Origin of the sequence: Pseudomonas phytophila, assembly GCF_025643095.1 — a bacterium.
Taxonomy (GTDB): Bacteria; Pseudomonadota; Gammaproteobacteria; order Pseudomonadales; family Pseudomonadaceae; genus Aquipseudomonas; species Aquipseudomonas quasicaspiana.
Genome location: NZ_CP081201.1, coordinates 3,042,967 through 3,058,824, shown reverse-complemented (window position 1 = coordinate 3,058,824; position 15,858 = coordinate 3,042,967). Strand labels below are relative to the sequence as shown.

Sequence of the window (15,858 nt, the reverse complement as noted above, 5' to 3'; positions counted from 1 at the left end):
CCCGACGAAGTGGAGCGGCGCCCCGATCAATCCCACCTGGCAATCCAGGCTTGAGATCATGATCAACCTTTGGAAGCCCCATTAAGACTCCCGCTCGGCTATCCTCCCAAATACCAGAAAAGCAAGAAAAGGAGGCATTGTGAACCCATCATCAGAAGATGAGCCTTCAAAGCCTCAAGACAGCAAGCCACCCACATTCTGGCAAATGCTGCACAGCGTTCTGGCCGCCGCATTCGGTGTGCATGGCGGGAAAAATCGGGAGCAGGACTTTACTCACGGAAAACCGATACATTTTGCAGTCATAGGGCTGTTGTTCACCCTGTTCTTTGCAGCGCTATTGTTCGGTGCCGTGCATCTGGTCCTTTACTTCGCCCTGAGCTGAAGACACTGGCGCATGATGGGGCTGACTCGACAAGAATGAATAACCTGTTCCAGCAGGTTTGCCCTCCAGACTCAAGGCACGGAAATCAACGCCGTAATCATCGCGTTTGCTGTCGATACGGATCTGTTTCAAATCACTGATACGCACTTCTTTCATGACAAGGGCCAGGCGAGCACCGATACTTTTCCGAGTCGCCAGATCACCAGCATCGTAATCATGCAGGATAACCATCGCCAACCCACCCAGCATGAAGTGCCCGCCGGCCAAAGCGCTGATACGCCCATCCTGTAAAGCGTCCAGGGATTGCGGCGACCAGTTGATTGAACTGAACAGCACACTCTTGCCCGGTTCCCGGCCGGTAGCTCGGGCTGCATCCATAGCGCCGAATGCCATCTGATCATTCGCAGACCAGACCAGGCTGATATGCGGGTAGCGCTTGAACAGCATCAGCGCTTGCTCATAAGCCCGATCGCGTCGCCATCCGCCCAAAACGATCTGCCTCAGACGGATTTCAGGATGCTCGGCCAGCGCACGGTGCAAGCCCTGCTCGCGCTTCAAGGAAACCGGTGTGGTGTTGGTACCCGCGAAGGCGAGCATTTCCATCGTTTCGCCTGCGGCTAACGGCGCATGCAGGCCAATAAGGCGTTTAGCCGTCAGGTAACCACCCTCCTCGTCATCCCCGACCAGGCTGCCGATAAAGTTTGGATAGCGTTGCGGCAGGTCGCCAAGAATGCGCAACTGGTCAGCGGTCAACGTGTTGTTTACGGCAAAAAGCTTCACATCGCTGCCTTGGGACAAGCGAAGAATTTCAGGGGCGATATTGAGCTCGTTCGAGAACATCAAATAATCCGGACGACTCTCTCCCTGCAGGGCATCCCGCGCCAATTCAACCAGTTTTCGCGTATCACGATTGCTGTAGCGCACGGTGAGGCTCATGTCGAGCCGGGTTGCCGCAGCCTGCATGAAGCGCGCGTAAGTCGACCAATAGCCGTCCGATGACGGACCGGGGCTTAGAAATACCACTGAAGCAGCGCTGGCTGAGTTCAGCCAGCAACCTAAAGCAATAGCGAGCACGCCGCAGAAAAATCGGGTCATACCAACAAGCCTTGAGAAGTAGTCAAAGATCAATTGAAGATCTTTGATTAGCTATCGGCCGCTGACCCGATTGTCTGCACCGTGAAATTTAGCTGATGGCGATTATTAGTGACTGACCCAGAATAAGGCCGCGCCCATAACGAGGATAATAATGAAGAAGATAGCCCAGGCGTCGACATGGCTATCTTTTCTGGACATTTTCGGGTGATTGCTCATACACATTGCCTCTTGTCTGTTTTATTAGTGGCAGCACGGATCAAACAATGAGTCTTTGGTCATTTCAGGTCAGACTCGACCCTAGTAAAGCCGAGGTATGCCCTTACCACAAGCAGGGTTAAGGGCGTCAGACCGAATGCTTATCACTTTTAGCTATTTGCATATATGTAAACGCCACTTTTGCGTATATCCGCAAACTGGTATCTTCCCCCGGCTCCGTAAGGAGTGCGCGGCCGTGCGCGCAGATTTGCTGTGGTAATTGCCTGAGAACAGGACCTATATGTACGTATACGACGAGTACGACCAGCGGATCATCGAGGACCGTGTAAAACAGTTCCGTGATCAGACCCGACGCTACCTCGCGGGAGAACTCAGCGAAGAAGAGTTTCGCCCGCTGCGCCTGCAAAATGGCCTCTATATCCAGCGTTTTGCGCCAATGCTGCGCGTGGCTGTGCCTTACGGCCAGCTGACTTCACGCCAGGCACGGATGATGGCAAAAATCGCTCGCGATTATGACAAGGGCTACGCGCACATCAGCACACGGCAGAACGTTCAGTTCAACTGGCCCGCGCTGGAAGACATCCCCGATATCCTGGCTGAGCTGGCAACGGTGCAGATGCACGCCATTCAGACCAGCGGCAACTGCCTGCGCAACGTCACCACTGATCAGTTCGCCGGCGTAGCGGCTGACGAGTTGGTTGACCCGCGCCCTTGGTGTGAAATTGTCCGTCAATGGACAACGTTCCACCCGGAATTTGCCTATCTACCACGCAAGTTCAAGATCGCGATCAACGGCTCCACCAGTGACCGCGCCGCCATCGAAGTTCACGATATTGGCCTGGAGCCGATTCGTAACGAAGCAGGCGAGCTTGGCTTCCGTGTTCTGGTTGGCGGTGGTCTTGGCCGTACGCCCGTCGTTGGCGCCTTTATCAACGAATTCCTGCCGTGGCAGGACCTGTTGAGCTATCTCGACGCGATCCTGCGGGTTTACAACCGCTACGGCCGTCGTGACAACAAGTACAAGGCGCGGATCAAGATTCTGGTCAAAGCACTGACACCGGAAGTCTTCGCCGAGAAAGTCGAGGCGGAAATGGCCCACCTGCGTGGCGGCCAGACCACATTGACCGAAGCTGAAGTGCATCGCGTCTCCAAACACTTCGTCGATCCTGAATACAAAGCGCTGGAAGATTTCAGCGCAGAGCTTGCAAAACTGGATCAGGACCACCCGGGCTTTGCCCGCTGGCGCACGCGTAACACCCTGGCCCACAAGAAGCCGGGTTATGTCGCCGTCACCCTGTCCCTCAAGCCTACCGGTGTTGCACCGGGCGACCTGACCGACAAGCAACTCGATGGCGTCGCTGATCTGGCCGATCGTTACAGCTTTGGCCAACTGCGTACCTCTCACGAGCAGAATATTATTCTTGCCGACGTCGAGGAGTCTCAACTGTTCACGTTGTGGCAGGAACTGCGTGAGCAAGGCTTCGCCACCCCTAACGTGGGTTTGCTGACCGACATCATCTGCTGCCCTGGCGGCGATTTCTGCTCGCTGGCCAACGCCAAGTCGATCCCGATTGCCGAATCCATCCAGCGCCGTTTCGACGACCTGGATTACCTGTTCGACATCGGCGAGCTGGACCTGAACATTTCCGGTTGCATGAACGCATGCGGTCACCACCATGTCGGCCATATCGGCATTCTGGGCGTGGACAAGAAAGGCGAAGAGTTCTATCAGGTCTCCCTGGGTGGCAGCGCGAGTCGTGACGCCAGTCTGGGCAAGATCCTCGGCCCTTCCTTCGCCCAGGACGCTATGCCGGACGTGATCGAGAAGCTGATCGACGTTTACGTTGAAAAACGTAACGAAGACGAGCGCTTTATCGACACTTACCAGCGTATCGGCATCGACCCTTTCAAGGAGCGCGTCTATGCAGCGAATAATTAAGAATAACGAAGTCATCGATGAAACCTGGCACTTGCTGCCCAAGGAAACGTCCTTTGATGAGTTGTCCAATTGTGACGACCTGATCGTCCCGCTTTCGCTGTGGCGCGAGCACGGTCACGCCCTGGCTGCCCGTGACGGCGGCCTGGGTGTCTGGCTGGACAGCGATGAAGAAGCTGAAGAAATCGGTGCTGATGTCGACAAGTTTCAGGTCATCGCCCTGAACTTCCCTGCCTTCACCGACGGACGCAGCTACTCCAACGCCCGCCTGCTGCGTGATCGTTATGGCTACAAGGGTGAATTGCGCGCTATCGGTGACGTACTGCGTGATCAACTGTTTTACCTGCATCGCTGCGGCTTTGATGCGTTCGCGATTCGCGCTGACAAAGATCCCTACGAAGCACTCGAAGGCTTGAAGGACTTTTCGGTGACCTATCAGGCTGCAACCGACGAGCCGCTGCCGTTGTTCCGCAGACGTTAAGTTTTTCGTTGCACGATCAAGCCCAGGTCTGGATTTCCAGCCTGGGCTTTTTCTTTTTCGGTCGGAGCGACCGGGATAGCACACCACCTTGTTCATGAGGCGGCATTCAGGCTCGACATCTCGCGAACTGGTTCTTCTGCCGATCACCAGAACTGTGGGAGATTCTATATTGGCCTGCAAACACAAATCCGTGGGAGCGAATTCATTCGCGAAGGGGCCGGTACATTCGATGTATCTGCACCGTCAGGAACGTCGCCTTCCCGAATGAACTCGGTCCCACAGGCTCTTCATGAGCCGAGTCGTGCGCAATCCCGTGGGAGCGAATTCATTCGCGATGGGGCCGGTACATCCGATGTATCTGTGCCGTCAGGAATGCCGTCTTCGCGAATGAATTCGCTCCCACCGGGATCAACGCTTGCAGGCGAACATAGAATCTCCCACAGGGATCACCCAATCAGCCGACGCGATTTACCTCTTACACAGCGTTATCGTTTTTCACGGGCGAACTTCGCTGTAACAGGCCCCCGATCAATCAAACCCCATTGGCTGCAAGGCCTCCTCCCACCCACTCCGCCTGGGTCAATTGTGTCATCAGCTCCTCTTCATCTCGCTGCCGCTGTTTCATAATCGCGTCCGCCTGATCTTTGTAAGCCGCGTCCGACATGGGGCGTTCGCTTTGCAGATCATCAAGGGCCTCCATACGCAATGCAGTAGCGCGCTGACAGGCTACAAACTCATCGGCGTACTGGCGTTTCAAGTAGTCAATCCAGAAATCACGTCTTATGGCAAAGGCAGTCAGTTCCTCGGGCGTTTCACGGCTCAATACGTATTGTTCAGCCCTGCTCAGCGCATCATCGGTAACGTCCGCGGAGGTGGAAAACTGCATGGTGCGGGAGCTGATCGGCAACTCCAGGCGACTGGCAAGGCCGACACGATAAGCCAACTGCACTTCAACATCCTCGGTGAAGCCGACGCGTGCGGCGGCATCCAGGCGCGCAAGACCATCGACTTCTTCAAGACGAAACAGCCCCCGTAACAGCTTCAGCAATTGCGGACCTTCTCTCCCGCCAGTTGCCAATGAGCGGGCGCGACTGACAAGGACCTCCAGTTCCATGTTGCTGAAAATCACGGCCGCACCGTCGACGCAGGTTTCAGGGAACGCCGCCATCGCGATCAGTCTGGAGCGCAAAAGCTCATCTTCGGCCCCCGCCTCCAGAAGATCCCAGACCCTTTGCGTGACGGCTGCACGACTCAAGCTGAAATCTGCAGAGCCCTGCAAGCGCGAGATAATTTCAAAGAAGTCAGCGGCATGCATCTCGCTCCAGAACAGACTCCATACAGCTCGCCGATGCACACGCTCCATCGCAGGCGTCTGAGCCAGCCAGAACTCTACGTTGTCGGCCACTTCAGTAAAAATCATCGGGCCGCCAACCGAGCCGATACGGATTCGGGTGCCAATGGAAAGAGGATTGCCGTCCAGCAGCGTGTGATCCGCAGCGCCGGGCATTTCGAAGAAGGACTCAGGCAGCGTCGTCACCTGATTGCCGCGCAGGTCCAGTGCCACCAGACCGGGAATATCGAACACGCCGGCGGGAGCGTCCACAAGGCCGGTCCCGCGCAGAAAAAGATTGAGCAGTTGCGGCATGCCCCGGACATCAAGCAGCGGCCCAATGGGATTTCGGTCAAGGTTGAGCAACCGCAGGTTAGGCAGACGTCTGAGCGTTTGCACCATGTCGGCAGTAAGCACGATGCGGTTGTTGGCAAGGGTCAGACGAGTCAGGTGTCGCAGATTGCGAATACCTGCGGGTATCACGGACAGGAAGTTGTTTTCGACATTCAGCCAACTCAGTCCGGGGCATTTAGCTACAAGGGCGCTTACCGACTGTTGCGACATATAAGTGCGCGAAAGATTAATAGCCGTGACATGGCTAAAGTCGCCGGGCAGATAAGGCAGATCGCCAATCACCAGACCAGACAGGTCGATCATATAGCCATTGAGGTGCCGGGCAGCAACGCCTGTGACCGGTGTTTGGCGCTGCCAGCAGCGCTTGATGATGTCAGCCGCATTGCGCCGGGACATGCTGGATACCGGAATCGAATGGGTTTCAGTCACCGGTCGCCAGCCCACCGGGCCGTTGACCCAGCGCTCAAGGCTGCGGTCCAGCGCCTGAAAGTCCATCGACAGTCGCGCCAGCTGTATCTCGATTGAAGTGCCGCTGGCGCGCAGGCCGGAAATAAACTCAGCGGTCTGCTGCGAGGTGAAGCCGGGATAAAGCGCCTTGACCTGTTGGTGCAATGAAGTTTGGGGCGCGCCCGTACTGACGAGAGATACGGCGTTGTCTTCCATTCCACCCTTGAGGCCACCGAGATCAATGTCCCACTGATCGGTGTCCAGCTGCTTGATGAAAGGGCCAACCCTGCCCGTTCCATCCGGAGCAGTAATACGCCACTGACGCGCAGACTGCGCCCAGCAAACTTCGTAAGCCTTGTCATGAATCGCCACGAAGTAATGCCCATCTGCATAGTGGATATCCAGCATGCCATTGGGCCCATGCACAGTCGGCTCGCCCAGCAATGACGCGGGCGGTGCCTCGAATGATTTCAAGGACTGACGCAGGCCGGAATCCAGTGATCGCAGATTGGGAGGCGCCATTTCGAAGCGCAGACGCGGCCCGCTCCCAGGCACTACGCGTTGCCCGGCCAATGATTCTGTCTCATCGACAACAGTCAGCGGCTCAATGGTTGATGTTGCATCAGACAAACCGACAGCGACTTTGACAAAGCCTTCCGCGGCCAATGGCAGCGCGTTGAAGACGCCAAATTCGATGCGCTGCGCTGCTCGTTTGCGCTCTTCAAAGGTTTTACCTTGATTTGCCTGAACCGCTCCCACGCCGATCAACGTGGTGGAAAGACCGATAATGAACGGCACAGCCTCAGGCACCATCAGCGCGATCAGCCCTGTAAACACCAGACTGCGCGTCAGGCCTTCGGCCAATCCCTCGAGGTGTGCGTCGCTGCGGGTATGGATAACCGACCTGGCGTCAGCCCTCAAGCGCGCTTGCAAACTGTCACGCACGGCGTCAAAGGGATCACCGACAATCTGTTTGCCCGCGTGCACATATTGGTGCGGCGGCCAGCTGCCGGTGGCTCTGTTAAGCCAGTGCGGATAGGCAGCTACACCCTCCAGGGCCGTATACAAGCCACTCAGGAACAACCCGTCGCTGTCGTCTCGCTCTTGAAAATGCGCCGCCAGGGCCAGACGTTTGGCGGGCTCGCGGCATTGGGTCGCCAGCCAATACGAGAGTTTGCTTTCATTTTCAAAACCCTGCAGGGGCGATGAATTTCCAGGGATATACAGCAGCGTGCGGTTACTGCGTTTGTTCTTGATCAGCAGGATGTCGGTAGCGGTGTAGTGATGGACTTTCAACGGTGAAACGACAATATGACTTGCGACTCGAAACGACTCGGCAAGCCTTACCGGTGTGAGCGTTTCCCAACGCTGCGCTGCCGTAAGGCCCGCGGATTCAAGTGCCAGTTGCCAGTCAACCTCGCTTAATGTTTTTTCACGCACCTGCAGGAAAGCGGCTTTGATAAAGGCTGCTTTAGCCAGGACCGGAAATGACTGCGCATGTGTCGAGAGCAACTGCTCGATGTAATCACTGTAGAGAGTGCGCAGGTCCGTGTCTTTGACGAACTGCTTGAACTGGTCAGGGCTGATACTGATGTGAGTTGAAGCGTCATAGCGCTGTGGCATGGTTCGCTTGTAAAGCCCTTCATAAGTACGCACCGTGAAATTCGGCAACAGATTCTCGACCCGTTTCAAGGCAATGCCGCCGGGCCTCCAGACCTGGACGACATCCAGAAACCTGAACAGACTTGAACGACGCTGTACATGACTCAGCAGCGCCTCAGTCAGCGTCAGCGACGTCTGCACAACTGCCGGATAAGGAGCGTTAGCGGGTGGCGAGTTGAAACGAAGTGTTGTCAGGCAAATGGCGTCCGGATCAATGTCCATCGCCCAGTATTGAGTGGCGTGTGCTTTGATCAAATCTCGGGCAAAGCTCGCCGGGCCTTTAATAACAGCCCCATGAGCGCTGACGAAAGTATCCAGAAGCGGGTTGTTGGCGAGGTAGTCGACGGGTGTCGGCATTTTAGGCAATTTCCTTATTGCAAAGAGACTGCCAGTCTTGTCGATATAGCGGCGCGGAGTGGCCTGTATAAATACCGCGCGTTGATTTATTCGAGACAATAAAAAGCGCCGCCTGCAATTGCAGGCGGCGCTCGAAGGTTTTACCAGAAACGTTGTTGAGTCAGACGACTCCACCAGCCCAGGAGGAGTCGGTCCACTGAACCGGCCGCAGCCATGCCCATGCGCTCTTGCAGGCTTTTACGCTGCACATAATGCAAGTGGAACACTTCGGCGGTCTTGGCGCGCTCACCGATGTACTCGTCGCTGGTCTTGAGCTCATCGACCAACTGCTTATCGAGTGCTGCAACGCCCAGCCATACCTCGCCGGTGGCCACTTCATCAATGGCCAGTTGCGGACGGTAATTGGCAACGAAGTTTTTGAACAGGTCGTGGGTGATGTCCAGATCCTGTTGAAATTTCTCACGGCCTTTTTCGGTGTTTTCGCCAAACACAGTCAAGGTGCGCTTGTACTCACCAGCGGTCAGCACTTCGAAGTCGATGTCATGTTTTTTGAGTAGACGATTGACGTTAGGCAACTGCGCGACAACGCCAATCGAACCCAGAATGGCGAAAGGCGCGCTGATGATCTTGTCTCCGATGCACGCCATCATGTAGCCACCGCTAGCCGCCACTTTGTCGATACAAATGGTCAGCGGGATGCCGGCCTGACGAATGCGGGCCAGTTGCGAAGAGGCCAGGCCATAGCTGTGAACCATGCCACCGCCGCTTTCCAGACGCAGAACCACCTCGTCCTTGTCGGTGGCCAGGGTCAACAGCGCTGTAATCTCGTGACGCAGGCTCTCAGTGGCAGAAGCTTTGATATCGCCATCGAAGTCCAGCACGTAGACGCGGGACTTGGGCTCGGCCTGCTTCTTGTCCTTCTTGAGACTTTTGGCCTGCTCTTTACGCAGCGCCTTGAGACGATCCTTGTCCAGCAGGGATTGCTCAAGGCGCTCACGCAGGGCTTTGTAAAAATCGTTGAGTTTGGTGACTTGCAACTGCCCGGCTGACCGACGGCGACCTTTGCCGCGCATAGAAGCAATAGCCACCAGCACAATGACGATAGCGACAACCAGGGTGACCGTTTTGGCCAGGAAGCTGGCGTAATCGGCTAAAAACTCCACAGAGACTCCTCACTTGGATTGCGCCCTTACCATTCAAGGGTCGCGGATGGATCAAGCATACCGGTGCGACCAGATGGCGACCAGCCGCCAATCGTTTCATAATGGCCATTCAAACAAGCGTATGTTTTTTCATTGACACGCCTTAGGCATCCTCATAACCTCGCAAACACTTCAACGTACCGGGAAACGGACGTGGGCAGCATCTATCTGATACGACATGGACAGGCATCCTTTGGTGCCGACGATTACGACGTGCTGTCGCCGATCGGCATTCGTCAGTCAGAATTACTCGGTGCACATATCGCCCGGACCAACTTCAGGTTTGATCGCTGTATCACTGGCAGCTTGCGCCGTCAGCAGCACACTGCCGAACTGACGCTGGGTCAACTTGATGCTGCCGGGCTGAAAGCTCCGGAACTGGAAATCGATCCAGCGTTCAATGAATTCGACGCGGAATCCGTCATCCGCACCCTGCTACCCACTCTTGAAAACGAACCCGAAGCGTTGCACGTGATGCGTAATGCCGCTCAACACCGTGCCGAGTTTCAGCGCCTGTTTTCAATGATCGTCTCTCGCTGGCTCAGCGGTAGCCACGACGATGAAGGCTTGCAGAGCTGGCAGGCATTTGTTGCTCAGGTTCAGGCTGGATTACGTCGAATACTTGAGCGGGCTGAACGCGGCGAACATATTGCCGTGTTCACCTCGGGCGGCACCATTACCGCCCTGCTCCACCTGATTACTCAAATGCCGGCCGAGCAGGCTTTCCAGCTCAACTGGCACATCGTCAACACCTCGTTCAGCCACCTCAAATTTCGTGGTCACGAGGTTGCCCTGGCAGGCTTCAACAATTTTGCACACTTGCAACTAATCAATACGCCGGAACTCATCACTTATCGGTGATCCAGGCAAACCTTGCAGAACAACCACTAGAAAGGACCGAACCATGACCTCCGTAGCCGACGCCGTTCAAGCCATGAAAGCCAAGTTCAACCCAAGTGCCGCCGCTGGCCTGGACCTGGTTTTCGGCTTCCGTATCGATGAAGACAAACATTTCTCGCTGATCGTCAAAGACAGCACCTGCGAGCTGCAGGAAGGTGAAAACCCTGATGCGCAGGTCACGCTGGTGATGGACGGCGAAACGCTGGAAGGTATTGTCAGCGGCGAGACCGACGGCATGCAGGCGTTCATGGGCGGCAAGCTGCGCGCTGAAGGCGACATGATGCTGGCGATGAAGCTCAGCGAATTGTTCCCGGCCTGATTGCAACGCTCTGAACATGAAAACCGAAGCCTGCGTGCTTCGGTTTTTTTTTGGCTGTTTTTTCTGGGTTTCTATAAAAATACAACTACCTGATTTCAATAATTTTCTGTAGGAGCTGCCGAAGGCTGCGAAGCATTTCTCCTGATACACCGCGATCGCAGCCTTCGGCAGCTCCACAGGTCACCCGTTTGCTGCGTGACAGCGTGGGGTCAGGGATACCAAGGCTATTTCTACAGTATCAAGCCCATCAAAACCGATGATCAACCTGCAACACGGCGACCAATAAGACAGTTTGAACATTGTTAGCTACATTCGATTAGTCAATGATCTACGCGCACCATAATAAGCAGAAGGGATAAGCATGGCGCTTACTGACCAGTCCACAGAGATCCGTGCAGGCGAAGAGCTGGATGCCGCGCTCATAGACCCGTACCTGAAAGCGCAGATTCCCGGCCTTGAAGGGATACCGCACATCAGCCAGTTTCCCGGTGGCGCGTCTAACCTGACGTATCTGCTGCAGTACCCTGATCAGGAGTTCGTACTGCGACGCCCGCCCTTCGGCCACAAAGCCCGGTCGGCCCATGACATGCGGCGGGAATTCCGCATCATCAACCAGCTCAAGGATGCCTTTCCATACTGCCCGAAAGCTTATCTGCACTGCGTGGATGAGTCAGTGATCGGTTCCGAATTCTATGTAATGGAGCGAATCAAAGGCATCATTCTACGTTCGGACTTGCCAGCGGATCTGAACCTGGATGCCAGCCAGACCCAAACCCTGTGCAAGAGCTTCGTTGACCGCCTGGTGGAATTGCACCGCGTGGATTATCAAGCCTGCGGCCTGGGAGACCTGGGCAAGCCCGAGGGCTACGTGGAGCGCCAGATTCGCGGCTGGACGGAGCGCTATGACAACGCCCGCACACCGGATGCGCCCGAATGGACGCAGGTCAAGGCATGGCTCTCGGATAAAATGCCTGCTGACCACCCTGTACCCGCCATCGTCCATAACGACTATCGCTTCGACAACGTACTGCTCGACCCCGCCAACCCGATGCAGATCATTGGCGTGCTGGACTGGGAAATGACCACCCTCGGCGATCCGCTGATGGATCTGGGCAACACGCTGGCTTACTGGATTCAGGCCGACGACCCGGCCCCGGTGCAGTTGATGCGGCGTCAGCCCAGCCATGCGCCGGGGATGCTCACCCGCCAGCAATTCGTCGACTATTACGCCGAACGTTCCGGCATCCGCATCGATAATTTCGATTTTTACTACACCTACGGACTGTTCCGCCTGGCCGGGATCGTGCAGCAAATCTACTATCGCTTTTTCCACGGCCAGACACAGGACAAGCGCTTTGCGCAGTTCATTCACATGAACAAGCTGCTTGAGCACATGAGCCTGCAGGTGATTGGCAAATCTACGCTCTGACTGCAACCCGACACTGCGACCCGATAAGGAAAACAACATGTCCAGAACCGAGCTGTTCGACCTCGACGGCAAGATCGCCTTCGTCTCAGGAGCCAGCCGCGGCATTGGCGAGGCCATCGCCAGATTGCTCGCACGGCAAGGCGCACATGTGATTGTCAGCAGCCGCAAGATCGACGGCTGTCAGCACGTGGCAGATGCCATCATCGCCGATGGCGGTCAGGCGACGGCAATGGCTTGCCATATTGGTGAGATGGAACAGATCACCGCGGTGTTCGCGCAGATTCGTGAGCAATTCGGGCGGCTGGATATTCTGGTCAACAACGCGGCCACCAATCCGCAATTCTGCAACGTGCTGGACACTGACCTGGGCGCATTTCAGAAGACCGTGGATGTGAATATCCGGGGCTATTTCTTCATGTCGGTCGAAGCTGGCAAATTAATGCGCGACAACGGGGGTGGCAGCATCATCAACGTGGCTTCGATCAACGGCGTTTCTCCAGGGGTTTTCCAGGGTATCTATTCCGTCACCAAAGCGGCGGTGATCAACATGACCAAGGTGTTCGCCAAGGAATGCGCGCCTTTTGGCATTCGCTGCAACGCCCTGCTGCCCGGTCTGACCGACACTAAGTTCGCCTCGGCACTGGTCAAGAACGACGCGATACTCAAGACCGCCCTGCAGCAGATCCCGCTCAAGCGAGTGGCAGACCCTTCTGAAATGGCCGGTGCCGTGCTTTACCTGGCAAGTGCGGCGTCCAGCTATACGACGGGTGTGGCGTTGAATGTGGATGGCGGGTTTCTGTCCTGACTGCGCGCGGGGAAATCGTTCGCTGCCTACGCTTCGATTAACTCTGTGGGAGTCGGGCTGAACCGCGATCAGGCTGGAAACAGCTCTCGGATAGACCAAGGTGTTCTTATCGCGGGCCCGGCTCCCACAGGTTTTGCGTAATCTTGCTCCACCTTTCCAACTGCGCCACTACCTGCAGTAACATACGCCGCTTCCGGGCAGCCTTTTCTGCCCGACTGCCAAGTAAGCCCTTCCCATGCCTTTTGAACTGAGTGTCGAACCGGGCACCCTCGCGGTGCTGGTTGTCGTTGCCTTTGTTGCCGGTTTCATTGATGCCATTGCCGGAGGCGGCGGCTTGCTGACCACCCCGGCGCTGATGACAGCGGGCCTGCCCCCGCATCTGGTGCTGGGCACTAATAAACTCAGTTCGACCTTCGGCTCGGCGACTGCGAGTTTCACCTTCTACCGGCGCAAGCTGTTTCATCCTCGGCAATGGACCCGTGCCCTGATCGGGACCGCTGTCGGCGCACTGATCGGTGCAGCGATCGCTCAGTACCTGCCCGGCGAATGGATCAACCAGATGCTGCCGGTGATTGTTTTCGGTTGCGGGCTCTACCTGCTGTTCGGTGGCACGCCCAAGGCGCCGTTGAACAGCGATGCGCCCATCAAGAAAAAATGGCAGTTGCCTCAAGGCCTGGGGCTGGGTTTTTACGACGGTGTTGCTGGTCCGGGAACGGGTGCCTTCTGGACGGTCAGCTCACTGCTGATCTACCCGCTTGATCTGGTCAAGGCCAGTGGCGTGGCACGCAGTATGAATTTCGTCAGTAACGCGGCCGCGCTGTCGGTGTTTATCTTTTCCGGTCAGGTGGACTGGCTGATCGGCTTGAGCATGGGTATCGCAGTGATGCTGGGGGCAGCGCTTGGCGCCCGTAGCGCCATCAAAGGCGGGGCGAAATTCATTCGCCCGGTGTTCATCACGGTCGTGCTTTGCCTGACCGCCCGCCTAGCCTGGCAGCACTGGTTCGGGGGCGCCTGAGCGCTGCGCCAGATACAGTTCGATCAGATGCCGGGCGATGGAGCGGCTGGCAGGCAATGGCGGTAGGTCATTGATATTGAACCAGCGTGCGTCTTCGATTTCGTCCGGCTGGGGCACAATTTCGCCACTGTCGAATTCGGCATGGAAGCCCAGCATCATGGAATGCGGGAACGGCCAGCACTGACTGCCCACGTAGCGAATGTTTTTCACCTTGACCTGCACCTCTTCCATGACTTCCCGGCGCACGCAGTCTTCGGCGGATTCACCCGGCTCAACAAACCCGGCCAAGGTGCTGTAAACCCCGGTCACGAAGCGTGGCGACCGCGCCAACAGCACTTCATCGCCTCGGGTAATCAGCACGATCATGCTCGGCGAGATGCGCGGATAGAAACGCAGGTTGTCATGCTCGCAATACATGGCACGCTCCCCCGCCACCTGCACGGTGGGACGTCCGCAACTGCCACAGAATCGATGCTCCCGTGCCCAGGTGCTGATCTGGGCGGCGTAACCCAGCTGCTGGAAGACGTCGTAATCACCGGACAACATGAACTGACGCAACCCTTGCCAAGTGCAGCCTTCGACTTCAACGGGGTCTTTCAGAACGTATAGATACACCGGCTCGCCATCAAAATGGCCAATACCGTGCTCACTGATGAGGGGCAGCGCCTGTTGCTTGAGCCACTCACGAGGAAACATTGCCCCGTTACCATCCAGCAGGAAACCTTGCTCGCTGTGCACAACAGCCCAACCGCCCGGAGTCTGAACATCCAGTACAGCGGTGGTCCAGCGACTGGGGACTGACATAAGAACTCCCTGATGAGTTGATCTGATTCTCGCGCTTTTTTTTGCTCTAGTTGTCGAAGACAGGCTTCTGCTTGCTCATCTGCGCAACCATGGCCGTATTCAAGTCCGCCGATTGCAGCATGGCTGCGTTCCAGATGGCAACGTGCTCAAGCCCGTCATCGACACGGTGATCACGCATGTAGCTGATCATTTCCTTGGTTCCAGCAATGGCGATTGGCGACTTGGAGGCGATTTGCGCAGCGATGCCCAGAACACCTTCGAGCAGCCTGGCGCTGTCGGCGAAAACGCGGTTGACCAGGCCAATCTCGCGGGCTTCCGCGGCTTCTACAGTCCGCCCAGTGTAAGCCAGTTCGCGCATGATACCGTCCCCGATGATGCGTGGCAGGCGTTGCAATGTGCCGACGTCAGCCGCCATGCCCATATCGATCTCACGAATCGCAAACTTCGCGTCCTCGGCGCAATAGCGCATGTCGCACGCCGACACGAGGTCAATGGCACCACCGAGGCAATAACCCTGAATGGCTGCAAGTACCGGCTTGCGACACTGGTCGACCGCAGTGAACGAGGCTTGCAACTGCCGAATCTTGCGTCGCAACGTCCGGGCATTACGCCCGGCGTCCTTACCCAGCTCGTTGGCGACCGAAGCCAGCAGTGTCAGATCGATGCCAGAAGAAAAGTGCTTGCCCGCCCCGCTCAGCACCACGACGCGAACTTCATCGTTCTCATCAATCCACTGGAAAATCTCAATGATTTCAGACCAGAATGCAGCGTCCATGGCGTTGACCTTTTCCGGTCGATTGATCTGCACGTGGGCGATGTGATCACTAAGCTTTACGACAAAGGATTGGTAGTCAGACACGGAGGTTCCTCTCTTGATTTTTCTTGTTCTAGCCACGACTCGATTCAGCCAAAGACTATATCAACACTGGCCGTTACGCGATAAGGCGGCAGTTGTGCCATACGCTGGATATCCGTCCCGAAACCCCGCTGAAAGCGGGCTGCACGGTGCGAAAGTCTGAACGCTCCCGACACTCAGCGGTCCGTTAATAGGTAAGTGATAGTGAGCTGCGTCATAGGCATTGACAGCGCAGCGGCCGATTTCAAGGCTATGCCACACCCCTAAG

Annotated in this window: 13 protein-coding genes; 8 read left to right on the top strand and 5 right to left on the bottom strand. The window is 56.4% G+C overall.

Features of this window, described 5'->3' with window-relative positions:
* Positions 1-205 precede the first annotated feature (205 nt).
* Positions 206-382 carry a DUF2970 domain-containing protein gene (locus K3169_RS13760; RefSeq protein ID WP_080238313.1) on the top strand — a complete coding sequence of 59 codons (177 nt, stop codon included), beginning with the start codon at positions 206-208 and terminating at the stop codon, positions 380-382.
* On the opposite strand, the gene K3169_RS13755 is transcribed toward K3169_RS13760, so the two are convergent.
* Entirely contained in the window at positions 335-1,477 is a 1,143-nt protein-coding gene (locus tag K3169_RS13755) for an ABC transporter substrate-binding protein (protein ID WP_122703659.1), read from the bottom strand. The two genes, K3169_RS13760 and K3169_RS13755, sit on opposite strands and share 48 nt — an antisense overlap.
* A 496-nt stretch (positions 1,478-1,973) precedes the next feature.
* On the opposite strand from K3169_RS13755, the gene K3169_RS13750 reads away from it, so the two are divergent.
* Together K3169_RS13750 and K3169_RS13745 are read left to right on the top strand one after the other, a co-directional pair.
* Entirely contained in the window at positions 1,974-3,632 is a 1,659-nt protein-coding gene (locus K3169_RS13750; RefSeq protein ID WP_231674645.1) for a nitrite/sulfite reductase, read from the top strand.
* Complete coding sequence (locus tag K3169_RS13745; RefSeq protein WP_027902228.1) at positions 3,616-4,110, top strand: DUF934 domain-containing protein; 495 nt, start codon at positions 3,616-3,618, stop codon at positions 4,108-4,110. The genes K3169_RS13750 and K3169_RS13745 overlap by 17 nt, the downstream gene beginning before the upstream one ends.
* Positions 4,111-4,642: 532 nt before the next feature.
* Here the strand turns inward: K3169_RS13745 and K3169_RS13740 are convergent.
* Positions 4,643-8,260 carry an NEL-type E3 ubiquitin ligase domain-containing protein gene (locus K3169_RS13740; RefSeq protein ID WP_231674646.1) on the bottom strand — a complete coding sequence of 1,206 codons (3,618 nt, stop codon included), beginning with the start codon at positions 8,258-8,260 and terminating at the stop codon, positions 4,643-4,645.
* A 140-nt stretch (positions 8,261-8,400) separates the two neighbouring features.
* Positions 8,401-9,423, bottom strand: coding sequence for a protease SohB (gene sohB / locus K3169_RS13735; protein ID WP_027899115.1), 1,023 nt, complete (start codon positions 9,421-9,423; stop codon positions 8,401-8,403).
* Between the two features lie 192 nt (positions 9,424-9,615).
* Here sohB and K3169_RS13730 point away from each other — a divergent pair, with 192 nt between their 5' ends.
* The 5 genes from K3169_RS13730 to K3169_RS13710 all read left to right on the top strand — a co-directional run bounded on the left by K3169_RS13730 (position 9,616) and on the right by K3169_RS13710 (position 13,930).
* Complete coding sequence (locus K3169_RS13730) at positions 9,616-10,323, top strand: histidine phosphatase family protein (protein WP_231674647.1); 708 nt, start codon at positions 9,616-9,618, stop codon at positions 10,321-10,323.
* 43 nt (positions 10,324-10,366) lie between these two features.
* Positions 10,367-10,681, top strand: coding sequence for an SCP2 sterol-binding domain-containing protein (locus tag K3169_RS13725; RefSeq protein WP_027899113.1), 315 nt, complete (start codon positions 10,367-10,369; stop codon positions 10,679-10,681).
* Positions 10,682-11,042: 361 nt separating this feature from the next.
* A complete protein-coding gene (locus K3169_RS13720) occupies positions 11,043-12,110 on the top strand; it encodes a phosphotransferase family protein (protein ID WP_231674648.1) in 1,068 nt (355 codons plus the stop codon).
* A gap of 37 nt (positions 12,111-12,147) precedes the next feature.
* Positions 12,148-12,915 carry an SDR family oxidoreductase gene (locus tag K3169_RS13715; RefSeq protein WP_099268824.1) on the top strand — a complete coding sequence of 256 codons (768 nt, stop codon included), beginning with the start codon at positions 12,148-12,150 and terminating at the stop codon, positions 12,913-12,915.
* A gap of 235 nt (positions 12,916-13,150) precedes the next feature.
* Positions 13,151-13,930, top strand: a complete 780-nt coding sequence (locus tag K3169_RS13710) for a TSUP family transporter (protein ID WP_027899110.1) — start codon at positions 13,151-13,153, stop codon at positions 13,928-13,930.
* Here K3169_RS13710 and nudC read toward each other — a convergent pair.
* Together nudC and K3169_RS13700 are read right to left on the bottom strand one after the other, a co-directional pair.
* On the bottom strand, positions 13,898-14,734 hold the full coding sequence (gene nudC / locus K3169_RS13705; RefSeq protein ID WP_231674649.1) for an NAD(+) diphosphatase: 837 nt from the start codon (positions 14,732-14,734) through the stop codon (positions 13,898-13,900). The two genes, K3169_RS13710 and nudC, sit on opposite strands and share 33 nt — an antisense overlap.
* A gap of 46 nt (positions 14,735-14,780) precedes the next feature.
* Positions 14,781-15,593, bottom strand: a complete 813-nt coding sequence (locus K3169_RS13700; RefSeq protein ID WP_263271952.1) for a crotonase/enoyl-CoA hydratase family protein — start codon at positions 15,591-15,593, stop codon at positions 14,781-14,783.
* Positions 15,594-15,858 lie beyond the last annotated feature (265 nt).